At 69.8% G+C, this 21024-nt stretch carries 13 protein-coding genes and 1 pseudogene; 12 read left to right on the top strand and 2 right to left on the bottom strand.

Annotated elements, in window-relative coordinates; genetic code table 11:
* Positions 1-231: 231 nt before the first annotated feature.
* The 10 genes and pseudogenes from secD (at position 232) to Air01nite_RS37460 (ending at position 16904) form a co-directional block, all read left to right on the top strand.
* Complete coding sequence (gene secD, locus Air01nite_RS37505) at positions 232-2112, top strand: protein translocase subunit SecD (RefSeq protein ID WP_203708162.1); 1881 nt, start codon at positions 232-234, stop codon at positions 2110-2112.
* 1 nt (position 2113) lies between these two features.
* Positions 2114-3310, top strand: coding sequence for a protein translocase subunit SecF (gene secF, locus Air01nite_RS37500; protein WP_203708160.1), 1197 nt, complete (start codon positions 2114-2116; stop codon positions 3308-3310).
* A complete protein-coding gene (locus tag Air01nite_RS37495) occupies positions 3307-3846 on the top strand; it encodes an adenine phosphoribosyltransferase (protein ID WP_203708161.1) in 540 nt (179 codons plus the stop codon). The genes secF and Air01nite_RS37495 overlap by 4 nt, the downstream gene beginning before the upstream one ends.
* Positions 3847-4373: 527 nt before the next feature.
* A pseudogene (locus Air01nite_RS37490) lies at positions 4374-6668 on the top strand (RelA/SpoT family protein); the annotation flags it as partial.
* 437 nt (positions 6669-7105) lie between these two features.
* Positions 7106-9394, top strand: a complete 2289-nt coding sequence (locus Air01nite_RS37485; RefSeq protein ID WP_203708159.1) for a glycosyltransferase family 2 protein — start codon at positions 7106-7108, stop codon at positions 9392-9394.
* Positions 9391-10392, top strand: a complete 1002-nt coding sequence (locus Air01nite_RS37480; RefSeq protein WP_203708158.1) for a glycoside hydrolase family 26 protein — start codon at positions 9391-9393, stop codon at positions 10390-10392. Before Air01nite_RS37485 ends, Air01nite_RS37480 begins: the two co-directional genes overlap by 4 nt.
* Positions 10392-12065 (top strand): glycosyltransferase family 39 protein, encoded by a 1674-nt coding sequence (locus Air01nite_RS37475; RefSeq protein ID WP_203708157.1) that lies wholly within the window; start codon positions 10392-10394, stop codon positions 12063-12065. The genes Air01nite_RS37480 and Air01nite_RS37475 overlap by 1 nt, the downstream gene beginning before the upstream one ends.
* A 329-nt stretch (positions 12066-12394) precedes the next feature.
* Positions 12395-13816 carry a glycosyltransferase family 2 protein gene (locus tag Air01nite_RS37470; protein ID WP_203708156.1) on the top strand — a complete coding sequence of 474 codons (1422 nt, stop codon included), beginning with the start codon at positions 12395-12397 and terminating at the stop codon, positions 13814-13816.
* Between the two features lie 8 nt (positions 13817-13824).
* Positions 13825-14937, top strand: coding sequence for a glycoside hydrolase family 113 (locus Air01nite_RS37465; RefSeq protein WP_203708155.1), 1113 nt, complete (start codon positions 13825-13827; stop codon positions 14935-14937).
* Positions 14934-16904 (top strand): acyltransferase family protein, encoded by a 1971-nt coding sequence (locus tag Air01nite_RS37460; RefSeq protein ID WP_203708154.1) that lies wholly within the window; start codon positions 14934-14936, stop codon positions 16902-16904. The genes Air01nite_RS37465 and Air01nite_RS37460 overlap by 4 nt, the downstream gene beginning before the upstream one ends.
* Positions 16905-16954: 50 nt before the next feature.
* Here Air01nite_RS37460 and Air01nite_RS37455 read toward each other — a convergent pair whose 3' ends face one another.
* Together Air01nite_RS37455 and Air01nite_RS37450 are read right to left on the bottom strand one after the other, a co-directional pair.
* The gene (locus Air01nite_RS37455) at positions 16955-17785 is read right to left on the bottom strand and encodes a peptidylprolyl isomerase (protein ID WP_203708153.1); all 831 of its coding nucleotides are present in this window, start codon (positions 17783-17785) and stop codon (positions 16955-16957) included.
* Between the two features lie 48 nt (positions 17786-17833).
* Complete coding sequence (locus Air01nite_RS37450; protein ID WP_203708152.1) at positions 17834-18733, bottom strand: peptidylprolyl isomerase; 900 nt, start codon at positions 18731-18733, stop codon at positions 17834-17836.
* 189 nt (positions 18734-18922) lie between these two features.
* On the opposite strand from Air01nite_RS37450, the gene Air01nite_RS37445 reads away from it, so the two are divergent.
* Together Air01nite_RS37445 and hisS are read left to right on the top strand one after the other, a co-directional pair.
* On the top strand, positions 18923-19627 hold the full coding sequence (locus tag Air01nite_RS37445) for an MBL fold metallo-hydrolase (RefSeq protein WP_203708151.1): 705 nt from the start codon (positions 18923-18925) through the stop codon (positions 19625-19627).
* A gap of 5 nt (positions 19628-19632) precedes the next feature.
* Positions 19633-20955 (top strand): histidine--tRNA ligase, encoded by a 1323-nt coding sequence (gene hisS, locus Air01nite_RS37440; protein ID WP_203708150.1) that lies wholly within the window; start codon positions 19633-19635, stop codon positions 20953-20955.
* Positions 20956-21024: the final 69 nt, after the last annotated feature.

Below are 21024 nucleotides of genomic sequence, written 5' to 3'. Positions count from 1 at the left end.
CCCCTGGCCGGGGTCGACAGCAAGTTCACAGCGACCCCGGCATAGCCTTGCGCTCGAACGAGCGGGTCTCCCGACTCGATCGACTTTGATGGATAATCACGCCGGCTCCGTCCCGCAGAGCCGGCGTCCCGCGCCTGCCCGGCGTGGACCGCTGCATCGACCCGCGCCGACGCACCCGCGACGGCCCCCAGCACAGGGAGACCCGCTGCCGTGGCACCACCTCAGCGACAGATGCACCCAGGGCGGCAGCTAGCCGTCCTCGCGGGGCTCTTCGTCGTTCTCTACGCCTTGGTGTTCTTCGCCGGTGCCAGTGGCAGCGTGCAGGACCGGTTGCATCCGAAGCTGGGTCTCGACCTGGTCGGCGGCACCCGGATGACGCTCCAGGCGACCACCAACGACGGCCAGCCGCCGTCGGCCGAGTCGCTCGACCGGGCCCGGGACATCATCGAGCAGCGGGTCAACGCGCGTGGTGTGTCCGAAGCCGAGGTGGTCACCGAAGGCAACCGCAACATCGTCGTCTCCCTGCCGGGCAAGAACGCCGACCTGAGCGGCATCGACCAGACCGCCGAGCTGCGGTTCCGCAAGGTCCTCAACATCACCAACGGCACCGGCCCCGCGCCGGCGCCCACGGCGTCCGCGACGCCGGCGCCGTCCGGCTCGGCCACCCCGAACCCGGGCGCCACGCCGTCGGCCCCCGCGTCCGGCGCCCCCTCGGCCACCGCCACGCCGGGCACCGGCGGCTCGGGCGGCGGCGCGGAGGAGACCCCGACGCCGACACCCAGCGCGAGCGCCACCGCCGACCCGGCACCCTCCGGTTCGGCCGCGCCGCTGCCGCCCGACGTCGAGGCGGCCCGCAAGGCGGTGGAGGCCAAGGTCGGCCCCGCCGCGTGGGCGGCGGCCAGCGGCCTGCAGGCGCCCGACCCGGGCACAGACCCGGCCGTGACCGAGTCGCTCAAGCCGTTCGGCCAGCTCAGCGAGGCCGAGGTCGCGGTGCTCACGCCGCAGATGCAGTTCAACGTGCCGACGATCACGTGCGACCAGCTCGACAAGCGGCCGTCCGGCTCGATCAGCGCGACCGACCAGCAGGCGGTCGCCTGTCAGGCCGGCGGCAAATACCTGCTCGACGTGTCAAAGGTGTCCGGCACCGACGTCGGCGGCGCCAGCGCCCAGATCGACCAGCAGGGCCAGTGGGTGGTCAGCCTCGACTTCAAGGGCGACGGCCAGGAGAAGTGGACGGCGCTGACCCGCGAGGCCTACCAGAACAGCGGCCAGACCTGTGACGCCTCGACGCTGCAGAACGGCAACTGCCTGGTCGCCGTCGTGCTCGACAACGGCATCATCTCGGCACCCGAGATCCAGGGCGTGCTGACCGGCGACTCGCAGATCTCCGGCAGCTTCACCGCGCAGACCGCCGACGACCTGGCCGGCCAGCTCCGCTACGGCGCGCTGCCGCTCACGTTCACGCCCGCCGACCAGGAGAACCTGTCGCCGACCCTGGGCGCCGAATACCTCCGCGCCGGCCTGATCGCCGCGGGCATCGGCCTGTTGCTGGTGGCGATCTACGCGTTCTTCTACTACCGCCTGCTGGGCACCGTGATCGTGCTGAGCCTCGTGCTCTCCGCCGGTCTGGTCTTCGGCGCGCTGGTGTTCCTCGGCCGGCAGATCGGCTTCACGCTGACGCTCGCCGGCATCGCGGGCTTCATCGTCTCGCTCGGTGTAGCGGCGGACTCGTTCGTCATCTACTTCGAACGTCTGAAAGACGAGATCCGTGAGGGCAGATCGCCCCGCAGCGCGGTGCCGCGCGCCTGGGCCCGGGCCCGCCGCACGATCATCTCGGCCAACGCCATCTCGATCATGGCGGCCGTGGTGCTCTACGTGGTCTCCGTCGGCACGGTGAAGGGCTTCGCGTTCGCGCTGGGCCTGGCCACCATCCTCGACCTGGTCGTGGTGTTCCTCTTCCGGCACCCGATCATGACGATGTTCGCCAACACCAAGGCGTTCCTCTCACCGCGGGTCAGCGGCCTCGGCCGTGTCCTCGAGCAACACGACGACGATGACGGCGACGAGCCGCGTAACCCGCGTCGGCGCACGCCGCGCGCCAAGGAGGCCTGAGATGTCCAAGTCGGGTTTGGCCAACCGGCTCTACCGCGGTGAGGCCGGTCTCAACCTCATCGGCAAGCGGAAGCTCTGGTTCGGCGTCGCGGGCGCACTGATCCTGGTCGCGCTGCTGAGCTTCGGCGTCAACCGGTTCACGCTCGGCATCGAGTTCGCCGGCGGCAACCAGTTCATCGTCCCGGCGAGCAGCGGCGTCACCCTCAACGACGCGCAGGACGCCGTCGACAAGGCGCTGGCCGACAACAACACCGAGGCCACCGCGCTGCCGGCGACGGAGGTCGGCCGGGGCGGTCAGACCTGGTACGAGATCCGCACCTCGGTCCTGGACGCCGACAAGATCACCGCGGTCAAGGACCAGATCGCCCAGCAGTTGGGCGTCCAGTCGAGCGAGATCAACGACAGCGCGGTCAGCGCGGCCTGGGGCAAGCAGGTCACCGAGCGCGCGCTGCTCGGTCTGGTGATCTTCGTGGTCCTGGTGATGGTCTACCTGGTCCTGCGCTTCGAGTGGCGCATGTCGGTCGCGGCCGTCTCGTCGCTGTTGCTCAACCTGGTGCTGACCGCCGGTCTCTACTCCTTAGCCAAGTTCGAGGTCACGCCGGCGACCATCATCGGTTTCCTGACGATCCTCGGCTTCGCGCTCTACGACGTGGTCGTGGTGTTCGACAAGGTTCAGGAGAACACCAGAGGCATCACGGCCAGCAGCACCACGACCTACGGCGAGGCCGCCAACCTGGCCATCAACCAGACCCTGATGCGGTCGATCAACACCGGTCTGGTCGCGCTGCTGCCGGTCGGCGGTCTGCTGATCGCCGGTCTGATGGGCGCGAGCACGCTGGCCGACCTCGGCCTGGTGCTGTTCGTCGGTATGGCCGTCGCGGTCTACTCGTCGATCTTCTTCGCCACCCCGGTGCTGGTCACGCTCAAGGAGTTCGAGCCGCGGATCCAGGCGCACACCAAGCGCGTGCTGGCCCGCCGGGCGGCGATCGCCCGTGGCGAGGTCGCGCCCAAGAAGGGCGAGGGTGCCCCGGCCGCGGCCCGGCAGCCCCGCCAGGCCGCGCCCGAGCAGGCCTCCGAGGTCGGCGCGCTGGCCGGCTCGGCGCCAAAGGTGGGCTCCCGGCCGACCGGCGCCAAGCGCTCCGGTGGCAGCCGAGGCGGGCGACCGGGCGGCAACCGTCCGGGCGGCAAGCGCCGCTGACCGTGGACGAGAAGGCACTCGCCGAGCTGGTGGTCGGGCACGTCGTCGACGTGCCCGACTTCCCGCACGCCGGCATCCTGTTCAAGGACATCACCCCGTTGTTCGCGGACGGCCCGGCGTTCCGGCAGGTGGTCGACGGCGTCGTCGACCACCACGGCCGGTCGTCGTTCGACGTGGTCGCGGGGGTCGAGGCCCGCGGGTTCCTGCTCGCCGGTGCCATCGGGTACGCGACGGGCGCGGGCGTGCTGGCCGTGCGCAAGGCCGGCAAGCTCCCTCGGGAGGTGCTGGCGGCCTCCTACGAGCTCGAGTACGGCCAGGCGACCCTGGAGCTGCACCGGGACGCGATCGAGCCCGGCCAGCGGGTGCTGGTGGTCGACGACGTGCTGGCCACGGGCGGCACCGCGGAGGCCACCCTGGCCCTGATCGAGCGGGCCGGGGGAATCGTCACGGGCTTCAGCGTGTTGATCGAGTTAGCGTTCCTCAACGGTCGAGACCGGTTGGCGCAGCGCGACGTACATGCCCTTCTGACCGTTTAGTCGCTTCCCGTCATTCCGGGCGGGATCGGCCGGACGGGTAGAATTGGGCGCGCCCGGTCCCGACCCGGCACGGATCGCCACCACCTGGCTAGCGCAGGTGTTGCCGGCCCGATACGGTCGGTGGATCGCGAGGTGTTAGGAGGCCGGTGTCCCACGACATCGCCCCACCGGTGACAGGCGAGAAGCGCCCGACCGGCGAGGCAGAGCGCACGACCGGGCGACCGACGGAGTCGGCCCCGGCCGTCAGCGAGGCACGCCCCGAAGCAGAGGCTCCCAACGGCAACGGGGGCGCACCGATCGTCACCTCGGCCCGGCCCGGCGGCAACGTCGGCGCGGCCGCCACGGTCACCCCCGACCAGAAGCCCGAGCAGCCGCCGGCCGAGCCGACGGCGACGGACGAGGTCGAGGAAGACACCGAGTCCACGGTCGAGTGGCCGGCCAACGGGCGTTCGCCCTACGAGGTCGACGACGAGGGCGCCGACTCCGACAGCGGCATCGTGGTGCCGTTCCGCGAGCGGGCGACCCGCGACGCCGCGAGCGAGACCGGTTCCGGCTTCGGCCTGGCCGGCACCCCGACCGGGCGGCGGGTCCGGGCCCGGCTGGCCCGCTTCAACGCGCCCTGGCAAGCGCCGCAGGTCAGCGAGGTGCTCGAGCCCCTGATCGCGACGCACCGGGCGAGCCACCCCAAGGCCGACGCCCGGCTGCTGCAGCGCGCCTTCGACACCGCGGCACAGTGGCACTCGGGTCAATACCGCAAGTCCGGCGACCCCTACATCACCCACCCGCTGGCGGTCGCGACCATCCTGGCCAACCTCGGGATGGACACCACCACGCTGGTCGCCGCGCTGTTGCACGACACCATCGAGGACACCGACTACACGCTCGAGTCGATGCGCACCGACTTCGGCGGCGAGGTCGCGCTGCTGGTCGACGGCGTCACCAAGCTCGACAAGGTCAAGCTCGGCGACGCGGCCAAGGCCGAGACCATCCGCAAGATGGTCGTCGCGATGGCCAAGGACCCGCGGGTCCTGGTGATCAAGCTGGCCGACCGGCTGCACAACATGCGCACGCTGACCTTCCTCCCGCGGCCCAAGCAGGAGCAGAAGGCCAAGGAGACCCTGGAGATCCTCGCGCCGCTGGCCCACCGCCTCGGCATGAACACGATCAAGTGGGAGCTCGAGGACCTCGCCTTCGGCACGCTGTTCCCGAAGCGCTTCGAGGAGATCAACCGCCTGATCGGCGAGCACCAGCCCCAGCGCGAGGCGCTGCTGCGGCAGGTGACCCAAAAGGTGCACACCGACCTGCGCTCCGCGAAGATCAAGGCGGAGACGACCGGCCGGCCGAAGCACCTCTACTCGATCTACCAGAAGATGATCGTGCGGGGTCGCGACTTCAACGACATCTACGACCTCGTCGGCGTCCGCATCCTGGTCGACACCGTCCGGGACTGCTACGCCGCGCTCGGTGTGATCCACGCGAACTGGCAGCCCGTGCCGGGCCGGTTCAAGGACTACATCGCGATGCCGAAGTTCAACATGTACCAATCGCTGCACACGACCGTGATCGGCCCGACCGGCAAGCCCGTCGAGATGCAGATCCGGACGTACGCGATGCACCGCACCGCGGAGTTCGGCATCGCGGCGCACTGGAAATACAAGGAGCAGAAGGGCGCGACGATCGTCGGCCCGCCGGCGCACATCGACGAGATGACCTGGCTGCGCCAACTCCTCGACTGGCAGCGGGAGGCGAGCGACCCGAGCGAGTTCCTCGACGCGCTCCGCTTCGACCTGTCCAGCCAGGAGGTCTACGTCTTCACGCCCAAGGGCGACGTGATACCGCTGCCGACGGGCTCGACACCGGTCGACTTCGCGTACGCGGTGCACACCGAGGTCGGCCACAAGTGCATCGGCGCCCGGGTCAACGGCAAGCTGGTGCCGCTGGAGTCGACGCTGTCCAACGGCGACGTGATCGAGATCTTCACGTCGAAGTCCGACACCGCCGGCCCGACGCAGGACTGGCTCGGCTTCGTGAAGTCGCCGCGGGCGCGCACGAAGATCCGGCAATATTTCAACAAGGAGCGCCGCGAAGAGGCGATCGAGGCCGGCAAGGACGCGATCGTCAAGGCGATGCGCAAGCAGGGCGTGCCGCTGCAGCGCATGCTGACCACCGACAACCTGATGACCATCGCGCGCGACCTGCACCTGGCCGACGTGGCGTCGCTCTACGCGGCGGTCGGCGACAACCAGGTGTCGGCGCAGTCGGTGGTGCAGCGCCTGATGGCCTCCTACGGTGGCGAGGAGGGCGCGGCCGAGGACCTGGCCGAGACCGCCGTCGCCACCCGCCCGCCACGCAGCCGCACGGCCGGCCACGACCCGGGCGTGGTGGTCAAGGGCGTCAGCGACGTCTGGATCAAACTGGCCCGCTGTTGCACGCCGGTGCCGCCCGATGCGGTCTTCGGCTTCGTCACCCGCTCCGGCGGGGTGTCGGTGCACCGCGAGGACTGCGCCAACGCCGAGGACCTCAAGGCCCAGCCTGAGCGGGTGCTCGAGGTGAGCTGGAAGCTGACGTCGGCGTCGACGTTCCTGGTCGCGATCCAGGTCGAGGCCCTCGACCGGCACAAGCTGCTCGCCGACGTGACCCGGGTGCTCTCCGACGAGCGGGTCAACATCCTGTCGGCGACGGTCACCACGACCCGCGACCGGGTGGCGGTGAGCCGGTTCAGCTTCGAGATGGCCGACCCCAAGCACCTTGGCCACCTGCTGGCCGCCGTGCGCAAGGTCGACGGCGTCTTCGACGCCTACCGCGTCACCTCCGGCGCCTGACCCACGACCGCGTCACCGGGCCCTGACACCGTGTCAGGGCCCCGGTTTTTGGCGCGCAATGTGGTTTACAACACTTTTGCAACGCCGCCGGACGTTGGCCCCTCTGTATGTGTCGAGGGTCGGTAACCCACCGTGTCGTGGCCTATCAGGCTTATCCCGGCATTCACGGGCAATAGGGCAGCGAAACGCCGTCACATGACCGAAGATGACCAGGCCGATCGAGGGCCTTTGGTGACCGTCCGGACCAGTGACAATCCTTTGATCGGATGAGTTCGCGCTGATAATTTTCGTCCTTCGCCACTTGAGTGGGCAATGCGCCTCATGTTCCGATCGTGCGTGCCGGGGAGTGGCCGCATACCCTCCTTGGATGGTCGAACGCGTCCAGCCTGCCGGGGCTGGCCCTGGCCTGCGGTCAGGTTCGGAAGGGAGTGATGTGGGTGGGTAGGCGTCAACTTGCGCCGGTCGAGACCGACTCCGCTCCCGTCTACGTCCCCCAGCCACCGTCCGACGAGGAGAAATACAGCTACTTCCAGACGCCGAAGCCGTGGATCTTCGCGTGGATCTTCATCTCCGCGCTGGGCATCCTCTACGGCTACGTGATGGTGGCGCTCAAGTCGCCGCTCACGACGCCGGCGCTGCTCGCGCTGCCCATCATGGTCATGCCGGTGCTGGTCAACTTCTGGCTGCGCAGCCACCGCCCGCGGCTGACGCTGGAGCAGCACAAGGAGGTCCTGTCCAAGTACCGGCCGGACCCGGGCGACACCGTCGACATCTGGGTGCCGATCTGCGGCGAGCCGATCCCCGTGCTGCGCAACACCTGCCGGACCGTCGCCGCGCTGGAGTGGCACGCCCCGGTGATGCGGTACCTGCTCGACGACGGCGACCCGCGCCCCGAGGTCGAGGCGATGGCGCTGGAGTTCGGCTTCGTCTACGTGCGCCGGCGCGACGCGCCGCCCGGGCGGGAGCCGCGCGAGGGCGAGCGTGGCTGGCTCAAGAAGGCCGGCAACATGATCAACGCCTTCGGCATGTCGATGGGCCGGTTCGGCGTCGTGTTCGACGCCGACTTCGCGCCGCGGCCGGACTTCCTCAAGGAGACCATCCCGTACATGCAGGTCTACCCGCGGACCGGCATCGTGCAGACGGCGCAGTACTTCGACATCTCGCCCTGGATGAACTACGTCCAGCGCGGCGCCGGCAGTCTCCAGGAGGTCTTCTTCCGGTGGATCCAGCCGGCCCGTGACGTGTGGCGGGCCGCGATCTGCGCCGGCACCAACGTGGTCTACCGCCGCGACGCCGTCGAGTCGGTGGGCGGGTTCGCCCGGGTGCCGCTGGGCGAGGACGTCAACTCCGGCGTGAAGCTGTGGACCGGTGGCTGGGAGACCCGCTACCTGCCGCTCGCGTTGGCCAAGGGCGTCGCACCCGACACCTGGTCCGCGATCACCAACCAGCAGCAGCGCTGGTGCCGGTCGTCGATGCTGCTGATGACCGAGAAGCACTTCCGCGACGCCAAGTTCAACTGGCAGCAGCGGATGGCGTTCTGGGCGGCGTTCTTCTACTACATGGCCTCCGCCGGCCTGCTGGTCACCGCGCCGTTCCCGACGCTGACGATGCTCTGGTTCTTCCCGGACAAGGTGCTGCCGCACAACTACCTGCCGATGATCCCGGCGCTGCTGGCCACGCTGCTGATCTTCCCGATGATGGCCCGTGGCTGGCGCCCCGAGATCTTCCGGCTCTGCATGGTCAACTCGGCGTGCCACGTGATCGCGATCGGCGACGCGCTGCGGGCCAAGGTGCAGGAGTGGGTGCCAACCGGCGCGGTGACCAAGCAGCCCAAGGCGAAGAAGAAGGGTGCGCCCGAGCGGGTCTCCCGGCTGTTGCGCAGCTGGGTGGTCATCGTGCAGGTGCTGCTCTGGGCCGGCCTCGCGCTGCGCTTCCCGGAATACGGCATCGGCGCCCTCTGGACGACCGCGCTGCTCGCCGCCGTCCAGCTCTACATGGTCGCGCCGCTGTTGCTGCCGTCGTACGGCATCCGCGAGAGTGTCCCACCGATCGAGGAGACCGACCGCGGGCAGGCCGTGGCCGACGCCGAGCGGCGGTGGGTCGCGATGCGCGACGGCATGAAGACCCGCCAGGCGCCGCCGCAGGCTCGGCCCATGGCACCGGCCCAGGCCGCCGCCCGGCCCATGGCGCCGGCGCAGGCGATGGCCCGGCCGGCGATGCCTGCACAGGCCGCTGCCCGGCCGGTGGTGCCCGCACAGGCCGCGCCGCGGCCCGCCCCGGCCGCCCCGGCCCGGCCACCGGTGGCGGAGCCCGCCCGATGGGGCGCCCCCGCTCCCAGCTACGCCCAGCACGGCTACCAGGGCGCGCAGCCCGTTCAGCAGCACGGCGGCCACCCGGGCTACCAGCAGGGCGGCCACCCCGGCCAGCACGGCTTTCCGGCCCAGCACGGTCACCCGGCCCAGCACGGTCACCCGGCCCAGCACGGTCACCCGGGCCAGCACGGTCACCCGGCCCAGCACGGCCATCCCAGCCACCCCGGCCACCAGCACGGCTCGCCGACCGGTCAGCAGCCCGTGCCGGCGGCGCACGGCGAGCACGCGCCGACCAGTCAGGGTTGGCAGCGCGGGTCGACGCGCCCGCCCGCACAGCGGGCACCGCACGACGACGAGCGGTATCCGGACCCCCACCGCCCCGAACCGCCACATCACCTGGAGCGTGCCTGGTGAAGGCCACCGTCCTGCGCCGCGTGGGTGTCGCCGTCGCGACCACCGTCGCGGCGGGCGTCTCCCTGACCGCCTGCGGCCTCTGGGGCTCGTCCGGTGACGTCGCGTCCGGCGCCGACGCCCCGGAACCGACCGCGACCGTGGAGAAGCCGGTCGTGGCCAAGGTCAGCGACATCCTCGGCGACCACCCGCTGTTCGGCGTGATGCTCAAGGACCGCACGGAGCAGGCCGTCGACGACATCGAGCAGGCCGTCGACTGCCGGCCCACGCTGCTCAAGGTGTTCTCCTCGGTCGAGAACGGCATCTCCACGAAGACGCTCGACGAGGTGCCGGGCGTCCCGCTGCTGTCGATCGAGCCCTGGAGCAGCGGCGGCGACGAGAACCAGCCCGACTGGAAGCTCGCGCACACGATCGACGGCACCTGGGACGAGCAGTACGCGGACATCGCGAAGGCCGTCGTCGGCTACCGCAAGCCGATCCTCCTGCGCTGGGCGCACGAGATGAACGGCCACTGGTACCCCTGGGGCACCGAGAACGGCAACAAGAAGGGCGAGTACGTCAAGGCGTACCAGCATGTCGTGAAGTTGTTCCGCGACATGGGCGCGACCAACGCCCTCTGGGTCTGGTCGCCGAACATCATCCGCGGCGCCAGCAGCAAGACGATCAAGGAGTTCTGGCCGGGTGAGGACTACGTCGACGTGGTCGGCCTGACCGGCTACGGCGTCAAGGAGTCCAGCCCCACCAAGACCTACCGGGACACGTTGAAGCTCGTGTACGACCTGACCGACGACCCCATCCTGCTGACCGAGGTCGGCGTGCAGCCCGGTCCGGACAAACGCGGCTGGCTCAAGGCGTTCGGCCCGTGGTTGAAGGACAACTCGCGGATCGCGGGCTTCATCTGGAACCAGGTCAACCGCGACGGGCAGTGGAGCTTCGACGACACGAAGACCAACCTCGCCGCGTTCCGTTCGGGTCTCGCGCAGTCCGGGGTCACCTGCTGATGGCCGATCAGTCCACATCGCGGCGGCATGCGGCCGGCCGCGACGATGAGCCACCGACGCTGGTCGTCAAGCGGGGCGTGCGGGCCGAGGACCACACGCAGATCATGCGCTACACGCCGACCGGCACGACGCTGCTGCCGCGGGTCAAGGACGCGCCGCCACCGCCGGAGGAGCCGACCGCGACCCACGCGCCCGGGCTGCGCATTCCCGGCTGGAAGCAGCTCCTGCTGTTCCTCGTGCCGGCCGTGGTGTCCTTCGCCGTCGGCTGGCAGGGCGTGGGACAGCGCAAGCTCTGGAACGACGAGTACGCCACGTACCATGCCGCCACCCTGTCCTGGGACGACCTGGTCAAGCTGCTCGACAACGTCGACCGGGTGCTCGGCCTCTACTACGTGCTGATGCACGGCTGGATCTCGTTCGCGGGCGACTCCATCGAGATGCTCCGGCTCCCGTCGGTGGTCGTGATGGCGTTCGGGGCCGGGTTCGTGGCCCTGATCGGGCAGCGCCTGCTCGACAGCAACGCCGGCCTGGTGGCCGGGCTCGTCTTCGCGGTGATCCCGACGGTCACGCGGTACAGCCAGGAGGCCCGGTCGTACGCGTTCGCCGTGGCGTTCGCGGCCCTGGCGACGTGGCTGCTGCTGGTGGCCCTGGAACGCCCGGTCTGGGGTTTCTGGCTGCTGTACGCGGTGGCGGTGGGACTCACCGCGGCCTTCCACCTGATCTCGGTGCTCATCCTCTTCCCGCACATCCTGCTGACCTGGTTCCGCTACCAGCGGTCCGAACGGGACGTGCGTCTCTGGAAGTCGCTGGGTGCGCTGGCGTTGATCGCGGCCTTCGCGATGCCGATGGCCTACGCCGGGTCCGGCCAGAGCGATGCGATCGGCTGGATCAAGGCGGACCAGCGCGCGGTCATGCAGTTCCCCGGCGACCTCTTCGGTTCCAACCCGGCGGCCATCGCGTTGCTCGTGCTGGGGCTGCTGGCCGTGCTGGCCCTGTTGCTCGCCAAGCGCGGCAAGCTCGCCGTGGTGTTCCTGGTCTGGACCCTGCTGCCGCCGGTCTTCACGTTCGTCACGCACCCGCTGCTCAACGCGTTCCTGTTCCGGTACCTGCTGTTCACGCTGATCGGCTGGGCGCTGCTGGTGGCCGCCGGGATCTACGGCATCGTGCGGCTGATGACCAGCCGCTCGTGGCCACAGCTGCCCATCGCGGCGCTCGTGATCGCGGCCATGGTCCTGGTCACGCTGCCGGCACAGCACGCCCTGCGGGAGTCCGTGCTGCCGGGCGAGTCCGACTTCGCGGCCGCGGCACAGACGGTCGGCGCGGGTTCGAAGGCCGAGGACGGCATCGCGTACGCCGGCAACGTCCGAGCGCTGCGCCGGGCCATGGAGTACGAGATGCGGTCGGACACCACCGCCTGGCCGGCCGACATCTTCGAGGTGCGGACGGCCGCGGAGCGCGGCGACTTCGGCGCGGAGGAGTGCGCGGAGACGGCGCCCTGCGTCGGCAAGCGCAACCGGATCTGGCTGGTCAACACCAGCAAGGGCGACGACCCGTGGGTCGGCATGAAGGCCGAGCGCTCCGACACCCTGCGCCGCATGTTCACGGTCTCCGAGCACTGGAACCACCAGGAGATCCACATCTACCTGCTGGTGCGCCGGACGCCGGCGAAGTAAACCCGACGGATCAGAAGGCCCCGCCGACCGGCGGGGCCTTCTTCGTGTGCGCGGCGAACAAAAGATGAACAAGTTTCTCGTCACGCCGGACCCGTCAGTTAGCCAACACGCAATGGAAGCTTGCTAGCCTCCGCCCTCGGATCAAATGTAAGGGCCACATGCGGCGATGGGTTTCGTCCGATTTGGCCACACGGGGGAAGGAACAACGGTTGCCTGCGCGCGTAGGCGAGCGAGACGAGCGAAGCCATGCCTTGATCGTCGACGCACATACACACCTCCTGCCCCGGATCCGCGGTGCCGAGCCGCGGACCGGGCAGCAGTTGCGCTCCATGGCCGTGGACGCCGCCGAGATGGCGCGCCGGCTCGCCAAATGGCGCCCCCGTGCGCGGAGCCTGCTGCTCACCTTCCCGGTGATCTGCGCGTTCACGCTCTGGTACCTGGAACCCGCGAGTGGCGCCCTGGCCTGGTACGTCAGCATCGTCTGGACCTGGCCGATCTTCGCGACCCTGCTCGGCGTCTACGGGATCGCCCGCACGCGGTTCCAACTGCGCCGCAACCGGCGCTACCTGCACGACGCCGAGGTGTTCCGGAGCCGCGACCTCATGCTGGTCGTCGTACCGACGATCGGGCGGCACGACACGTACCCGGCGCTGGAACGCTCGGTCCTCTCGTACGTCGCCTGCATGCCCGCCTGTTTCCCGAAGTTCCGGGTCGACGTGCTGATCGAGGAGGGCTGCGCGGCCCAGGAGAAGATCTTCGACCTCGGCCGGCGCAGCCCGTTCATCCGCGTCGTGGTGGTGCCGAAGGCCTACCAGACGCCGCACGGCACCCGGTTCAAGGCGCGGGCCAACCACTACTCGCACGAGATGCGGATCGCCGAGGGTGAGGCCCGCGACGACGTGTGGGTGCTGCACATGGACGACGACACCGGCCTCGCGCTCGACTCGGCCGTCGCCATGGCGCAGTTCATCGAGAAGCAGCGGTGGGCCGGTGCGGACGCCAAGCACCTCGCGCAGGGCATCCTCACGTACCCGCGGGAGAACGCGGTCAGCAAGATCACCTGGTTCGCCGACGCGATCCGGCCCTCCGACGACATCGCCCGGTTCTCGGCGCTGACCGGGCACGGCCGGCCGCTGCTCGGCATGCACGGCGAGCTGCTGCTCGTACGCGCGTCGATCGAGGCCACCATCGGGTGGGACTTCGGGCCGAAGGCGATCGTCGAGGATGCCCAGCTCGCCCTGAACTTCTGCCGGATGTATCCCGGGCGCAGCGCCTGGTTCCAGGGCCGCTGCTACGGCGCGTCCCCGGCCACCGTCAGCGACTTCATCAAGCAGCGGGAGCGGTGGGCCTGGGGGCTGGTCGCGCTGGCCTTCAACCGGACGATCCCGCTGCGCTACCGCCTGCTGCTGATGTACTGCGTGGTCTCCTGGGTCGTCGGACCCCTGCAGAACATCTTCTTCGTCGTCAGCGTCGGGCTGGTGCTGGGCGACCCGAACACCACCCCGCTGGTCAGCGCGCTGTTGCCGGTCTGGGCGCTCAACTTCGCGTTCACGATCTGGCAGTACTGGGAAGGCCTGCGGATCAACGCGTCCGTGTCGGACAACGCGCGGCGCAAGTTCTGGGAGCCGTTCGCGCTGATCCTGCTCATCCCGTTCCTCTCGCTGCTCGAGGGGATCGGTGGTTTCCGCGGCTTCCTGAAGTTCATCCGCCGCGAGGAGAACAAGTTCGTCGTCATCGCGAAGCCGGCCTAGGGACCTTGATGCGTAGGAACCGTATGTTCGTGGCGCTGCTCGCCGCGACGCTGACCCTCTCCGCCTGCACGAAGAAGCCGGCCGCCTGGGAGCAGGGCGGCGACGCTCCCGCCAACGTGGAGAACCAGGCGACCGAGCCGGCCGTGCCACAGGTCGCCAAGCCGTGGGAACCCGGGATGCCGGAGCTGGGCGTCAACGTGCTGTGGGAGGACAGCAAGGACGACGACGACGAGGTGACGCGGGCCAAGTCCCGCCGGATCCTCGACTACCTCGTGTCGCTGCACGCCAACTCCATGGCCGTCAACTTTCCGTTCGACGTCAACGGCCGCACCGGCACGACGGTGCGCGCGGACGCCAAGAGCACGCCGTCCCCGAAGCGGATGGCGATCCTGCTCGAGGAGGCGAAGCGCAGCAAGGTACGCGTGACGCTGCGCCCCCTGCTGGACGAGTCGTCGGTGGCACCGGCCTGGCGCGGGAAGATCGCGCCCACCAGCCGCGACAAGTGGTTCGCCAGCTACCTCACGTTCCTGAAGCCGTACGCGCAGGTCGCCCAGGCCAACGGGGTGGCCGAGTTCGTCGCCGGCGTCGAGCTCAACTCGCTGCAGGCGGACACGCGGTGGAAAAAGCTGGTCACCGAGCTGCGGCGGACCTTCAAGGGTGAGCTCACGTACTCCGAGAACTTCGACGCGTTCGAGAAGGGGACGTCCGTGCCGCCGGTGGACCGGCACGGCGTCGACGCCTACTTCAAGGTGGACGCGCCGGACAGCGCCAGCGTGGCGACGCTGACGAAGTCGTGGGAGAAGTGGCTCGACCGGCACGCCGACGACCGCGCCGACCTGGTGCTGCACGAGGTGGGCATCGCCGCGCAGAACGGCGCCTACCAGCATCCGGCGAGCTGGGGCGACCAGGACATCAAGCTCAACTTCAAGGTCCAGCAGAACTGGTACCAGGCGGTCTGCAACAGCGTCCAGAGCCGCAAGCTGGCCGGGGTCTACTTCTGGTACATCCGGTTCCACCACGACCCGGGCAGCGAGGACCCGAAGCAGTACGACCGGCTCACGTTCGTCGACCGCCCGGCGGAGGCCACCCTCAAGGCCTGCTACGAGCGGATGGGCACGTGACCGCGGTCGAGCAGGCCACGCCGTGGGACGAGACGGCGATCATCAGCAAGGTCAGACGGCCTGAGCCGCCTACGCCACCGGCTGTCGCGGTCGCAGCGCCCGGCGGCGGGCGCGGCCGGCAGATGTTCTTCCCGGCGGTCGACGGACTGCGCGGCCTCGCGATCCTCTCCGTGCTGCTCTACCACACGAGCTGGTTCAGCAACGGCCTGTTCGGCGTGGACGTGTTCATGGTGCTCTCCGGCTTCCTGATCACGCTGCTGCTGATCCGCGAGGCGAAGCGGACCGGCCGGATCGCGCTCGGCGACTTCTTCCGCCGGCGGTTCAAGCGGCTGATGCCGGGACTGTCGATCACGCTGCTGGTGACGGTGGCGCTCGCGTACGTCCTCGGCGGGCTCAAAGAGGCGGAGCAGATCAGCGGGAAGGCGATCGCCTCGCTGTTCCAGGTCGCCAACTGGCAGCAGATCCGCAACAGCGACGCCTACTGGGAGGGCTTCGGGCGGATCAACCCGCTGGCCCACATGTGGTCGCTGAGCATCACCGAGCAGTTCTACGTCGTCTGGCCGTTCGTGTTCCTGCTCGTGTTCTGGCTGTGCCGGCGGTCGGTGGTCGCGCTGACCTGCGTGCTGGTCCTGCTGCTGGTGGCCTCGGCCGCGGTGGCGCCGCTGATGTACGACGGCACCAACAGCGACCGGCTCTACCTGGGCACGGAGACCCGCGCGGTCGACTTCGTGGCCGGCGCGGTCGCGGCCGGGTTCGCGATGCTGCTTTACGGCCGGTCGGCCGAGCGCAGGCACGGCCGCGGCCCGTCGGCGTCGTCGACGTTCCTCGCCACGTTCGTCGGCGTGATCACGCTGGCCGCCCTGGTCGGGGTCAGCCTCTACACCTCCGACTACCACGAGGCCTGGCTCTACCAGGGCGGCATCGCGGGCGTCGCGGTGATCACCGCGGTGCTGATCGTGACGCTGTGCCACGAGCGCGGGCCGCTGGTGCGCGTGCTGTCGTTCGGGCCACTCGCGGAGATCGGCCGGATCTCGTACACGATGTATCTGTTGCATCTGCCGATCTTCTGGATCATGCAGAAGAGCTCGCCGACGATCACGCCTTACGCCCTCTTCCTGATCGGTGGGTTGTTGACCTGGGTCGGCGCGATGCTCATGCACTACACGCTCACCGAGCGGATCCGGCTGCGGCCGTGGAAGGCGGTCCGGGCGGTGCCGACCGCGCTCGTCCTGACGCTGGCGATCGTCGGCGGGGCCTGGTACCTGCCCGCGGCGGCCCAGCACCGGATGAACCCGGGCGGCCGGCCGCCGGTGCTGCTGCTCGGTGACTCGCTCGCGGGCGACTTCGCCGAGGCGCTGGTCTCCGACGGGCGGGACCGGTACGGCGTCGTGGACGGCTCGATCTCCGGCTGCGGGATCAGCGGGTCGGCCGCGGTCCGGCCCGTGTCCGGCAAGATCTGGCCCGAGACCAAGGAGTGCGCGATCCGGTCGACGCTGTGGCGGGAGAGCCTCCGCCAGGCCGAGCCGGTGCTGGTCGTGGCGCACTTCGGCTGGGACGCGGCGGATCAGTTCGTCAACGGCGCCTGGACCACGCCGTGCGACCCGGCCTACAGCAAGCTCTACAAGGAACGGCTGGACCTGGTCGTGCGCGAGATCCGCGCGGAGGTCTCGGCGCCGATCCTGATCATGAACGAGCAGCTCGGCACGTACGCGGCCCAACGGTCGTCGATCGCCTGCTACAACAAGATCATCGAGGAGTACGCCGCGGCCGGTGGCGTCTCGGTCCTCGACTTCAACGGGATGCTCTGCCCGGACAAGGGCAAGAAGTGCCGGGACACGGACGCGGCCGGCAAGCCGCTCTCGGTCGACGGCGTGCACTTCACCCCGGAGGGCAAGGCGTTCGTCGCGCCGCTGCTCGAGGACCTGCTGACCGCGGCTCTCGCACCGACCCCGACGCCCACCAAATAGACGCGGCGCCCCTGCCCCCGAGCGGGGGGAGGGGCGCCGCGGTCGTTCGATCAGGCGGCCGGTGCCGCGACCGTGAGGGTCTTGATCTCGATGTCGCTCTTCGGGTGGCCGCCGCCCGGTGACGGGTCGAACGCGCCGTCGTGGCCGGCCTCGGTGGCCTTCTTGATGTTCTCCAGGCCCTTGGTGACCTTGCCGAGCACCGTGTAGTCCGGCGACAGCTCGACGTCCTGGTAGATGAAGAAGAACTGCGAGCCGTTGGTGTCGGGGCCGCTGTTGGCCAGCGCCACCACGCCCTCCGGGTACGCCGGACGCTGGTCGACCGGCAGGTTCTCGTTGGCGTAGCGGAAGCTCGGGCCGCCCGTGCCGTCGGAGTCGCGGTAGCCGTTGCCCTTGGCCGACGGGTCACCGCACTGGAGCATGCCCGGGAACATCCGGTGGCACTTGGTGCCGTCCCAGAACTGCTTGCTCGCCAGGTAGCTGAAGGCCTCCGCGGTGCACGGCGACTTCGCCAGGTCCATGGTGACCTCGACCGGACCGAAGCTGGTGTCGACCGTCATCACCTGGGTGCCGGTGGTCGGCGGGGTGGTGGTCGGCGGGACGCCCACGTCCTTGGTGGTCGGCGTGCGCTGGTCGGGCGGCACCTCGGTCCAGGCACAGCTGATCGGCGCGGCCGAGGACTCGGCGCCCGCGGTCGTCTTGTCGTCGCCGCCTAGGCTGCTCACGAGCCAGATGACCCCGCCCGCGACGATCAGCAGGGCCACGCCCGCGCCGATGTACGCCTGCCGCTGTCGGCGTTTGTGCGCCTTGTCCTGGCGCTCGGCCATCTCCTGCGCGAGTCGGGCCCGCGCCGCCGCGCGCTGCCGCTCTCTCGTGGACGTCACGGGACTTCTCCTCCTGCTTCCGCGCTCCAGGGCGTTTCCGGGGTGACCTTAGCTCGCGTTTGTCGGCGTGGCCGACGCCGCGCCGGACGGGGTGGGCGTCGCCGACGGCGCGTTGTCCACCGGGTCGCTCTGCACCGCGCCGACGGTCAGGGCCTGGATCGTGACGTCGGTCTTCGGCTTGACCTTCGCGCCGCTGCCGTTGTCGACCGTCTCGATCTTGCTGATCTTGTCGACCACGTCCATGCCGGTGGTGACCGTGCCGATGATCGGGTACGCGGGCTCGGCGCTGGGCGTGAAGTCCTTGAAGAAGATCAGGAACTGGCTGCCGTTGGCGCCCGGCGGGTTCGGGTAGAGCGCGACCGTGCCGGCCGGGTAGGTGGCCGGCGTGCCGGGCGCGGGCGAGGCCGAGGGCGACGGGGTCGGCGCGGCGTCCGGCACGTTCTCGCTGGCGAACGTGTAGGTCGGGCCGCCCAGGTTGGTGCCGCTCGGGTCGCCGCAGTGCAGCGCGCCCTCCGTGGTGATCTCGTGGCACGTGGTGTTGTCGTAGAAGTTCTTGCCCGCCAGGTAGGCCAGGCTCGCGCTGCCGCAGGGCGCGGTGGCCAGGTCGACCCGCACCGAGACGGCGCCCTGGTTGGTGGTGATGTTCATGTCGCGGGTGCCGAAGGTCGGCACGTCGGTGGCCGACGGCAGGCCCACGTCCTTGGCGTTGACGTTGACGCCGGGCTCCTGCGGGGTCCACGAGCACACGTCGGTCGCGGTGTTCTCGGGCTCCTTGTCGAAGCCGCCGAGCGCCCAGAACGCGCCGAGGCCGATCAGCACCAGCGCCAGCGCACCACCGAGACCGGCCTGGATGCGGCGCTTCCGGCGGAGAGTGGCGGCCCGGCGGGCCATCTGCCGGTCGAGCTTGGCTCGCGCCAGCTTTCGCTGCCGATCCTTGCTGGATGCCACCGGTGCTCCTCTTTCGGGTGTGCCTCGCGCCACAAACGTCCGGGTGAGCATACGGGCATTCGCTGGGAGCATGGTGAGAGGTCCTGCGGTTTTACCGATCGGAGATCGTGATTGCCGGCGGTGTGTGCCTGCCGGTAATCGGATCGCGCCGCCCGCTAGGCTGGGCACAGCGACCGGAAGGGGACGACTGTGCTGATCACGGGTTTCCCGTCCGACGTCTTCGGCACCAACTGTTACGTGGTGGCCGCGGCGCCGGGCGAGCAGTGCGTGATCGTCGACCCCGGCATCGGCGTCTCCCAGCGGCTCGACGAGATCCTCGCCGAGCACCGCCTGCAGCCTGCCGCCGTGTTGCTCACCCACGGCCACCTCGACCACACCTTCTCGGTCGCCCCGGTCTGCGGTGCGAAGGGCATCCCCGCCTACGTGCACCCCGCCGATCGCGAGTTGCTCGCCGATCCGGCCAAGGCGCTGTCCATGGACCCGGCGCAGCTCTTCGGCGGGCGCCTGACCTACTCCGAGCCCGACGACGTCGCGCCCCTGGTCGACGGTGAGGCGCTGACCATCGCCGGTCTCGAGATCACCGTCGACCACGCTCCCGGCCATACCGGCGGGTCGGTGCTGTTCCGGCTGCCGGCCGGCGCCGCACGCGGCTGGGACGCGGACGAGGTCTGCCTCTCGGGTGACGTGCTGTTCGCCGGCTCGATCGGCCGCACCGACCTGCCGGGGGGAAGCATGACGGCGATGACAGCCAGCCTTCGTGACCGAATCCTCCCGCTCGCCGACGACACCATCGTCCTGCCAGGCCACGGCGAGGCGACCACGATCGGCCGGGAACGCGCGACCAACCCGTTTCTCCTGGAAGTCATGCGACCGGCCCCGACCAGAGGGCTATGACCAAGATGAGCAAGCCACGGCCGATCTCCGGCTTCCCGGAGTGGCTGCCGCCGCAACGCATGATCGAGCAGCGGTTCCTAGACAAGATCAAGAGCGTTTTCGAGTTGTACGGGTACGCGCCGCTGGAGACCCGTGCCGTCGAGCCGCTGGACCAGTTGCTGCGCAAGGGTGAGACCTCCAAGGAGGTCTATGTGCTGCGCCGGCTCCAGGAGGAGCCCGGGTCGTCTGCGGACGATTCCCTGGGCCTGCACTTCGACCTGACGGTGCCGTTCGCCCGCTATGTGCTCGAGAACTCGGGGAAGCTGCAGTTCCCGTTCCGCCGCTACCAGATTCAGAAGGTGTGGCGGGGCGAGCGCCCGCAGGAGGGCCGCTACCGCGAGTTCGTCCAGTGCGACATCGACGTGGTCGACCGCGACACGCTGCCAGCGCACTACGAGGCCGAGATGCCCCTGGTGATCGGCGACGCGCTGGGCTCGCTGCCGGTCCCGAAGGTGACGATCCAGGTCAACAACCGCAAGGTCTGCGAGGGCTACTACCGGGGCCTCGGCGTGGGCGACCCGGAGGCGGCGCTGCGCGCGGTCGACAAGCTCGACAAGATCGGCCCGGCCCGGGTAGGCGAGCTGCTGGTCGCGACCGCCGGCGCCACGGAGGCCCAGGCCAAGGCGGTGCTGGCGCTGGCGGAGATCTCGGCACCGGACGCGTCGTTCGCGGACTCGGTGCGGGCCTTGGGCGTCAGCGACCCGCTGCTGGACGAGGGCTTGGCCGAACTGGTCGCCGTCGTCGAAACGGCCGAGGCCTATGCGCCGGGCCTGTGCGTGGCTGATCTGAAAATCGCCCGAGGCCTGGACTACTACACGGGCACGGTCTACGAGACCCAGCTGGCGGGTTTCGAGCGGTTCGGCTCGATCTGCTCGGGCGGCCGCTACGACAACCTGGCGACCGCGGGCAACGACCGCTTCCCTGGGGTGGGCATCTCGATCGGCCTGACCAGGATGCTGGGCCTGCTGTTCGGCGCGGGCAAACTGGGCATCTCCCGCGAGGTGCCGACGTGCGTGTTGGTCGCCCTCGCGGACGAGGAACACCGCCGCGCCGCCGACAGCACCGCGGCGACGCTGCGCAAGCGGGGCATCCCGGTGGAGGTCTCCCCGACAGCAGCGAAATACGGGAAGCAAATCCGCTACGCGGAGCGCCGCGGCATCCCCTTCGTCTGGTTCCCGGGCGACCCGTCGTCGGTAAAGGACATCCGCTCAGGCGACCAAACGGACGCCGACCCAGCAACCTGGACGCCACCATCGGCCGACCTCCACCCGACGGTCACCGAGCTGTAAAAGGACTCTCGAAGATCCGGTTATCGGCGTGACAGGGCCGACCGGCCGCCTTGTGGCCGGTCGCCCTGG

Origin of the sequence: Asanoa iriomotensis, assembly GCF_016862515.1 — a bacterium.
In the GTDB taxonomy this organism is placed as follows: domain Bacteria; phylum Actinomycetota; class Actinomycetes; order Mycobacteriales; family Micromonosporaceae; genus Asanoa; species Asanoa iriomotensis.
The sequence above is the reverse complement of the archived record's forward strand: the minus strand, read 5'-3'. Positions and strand labels throughout refer to the sequence as shown.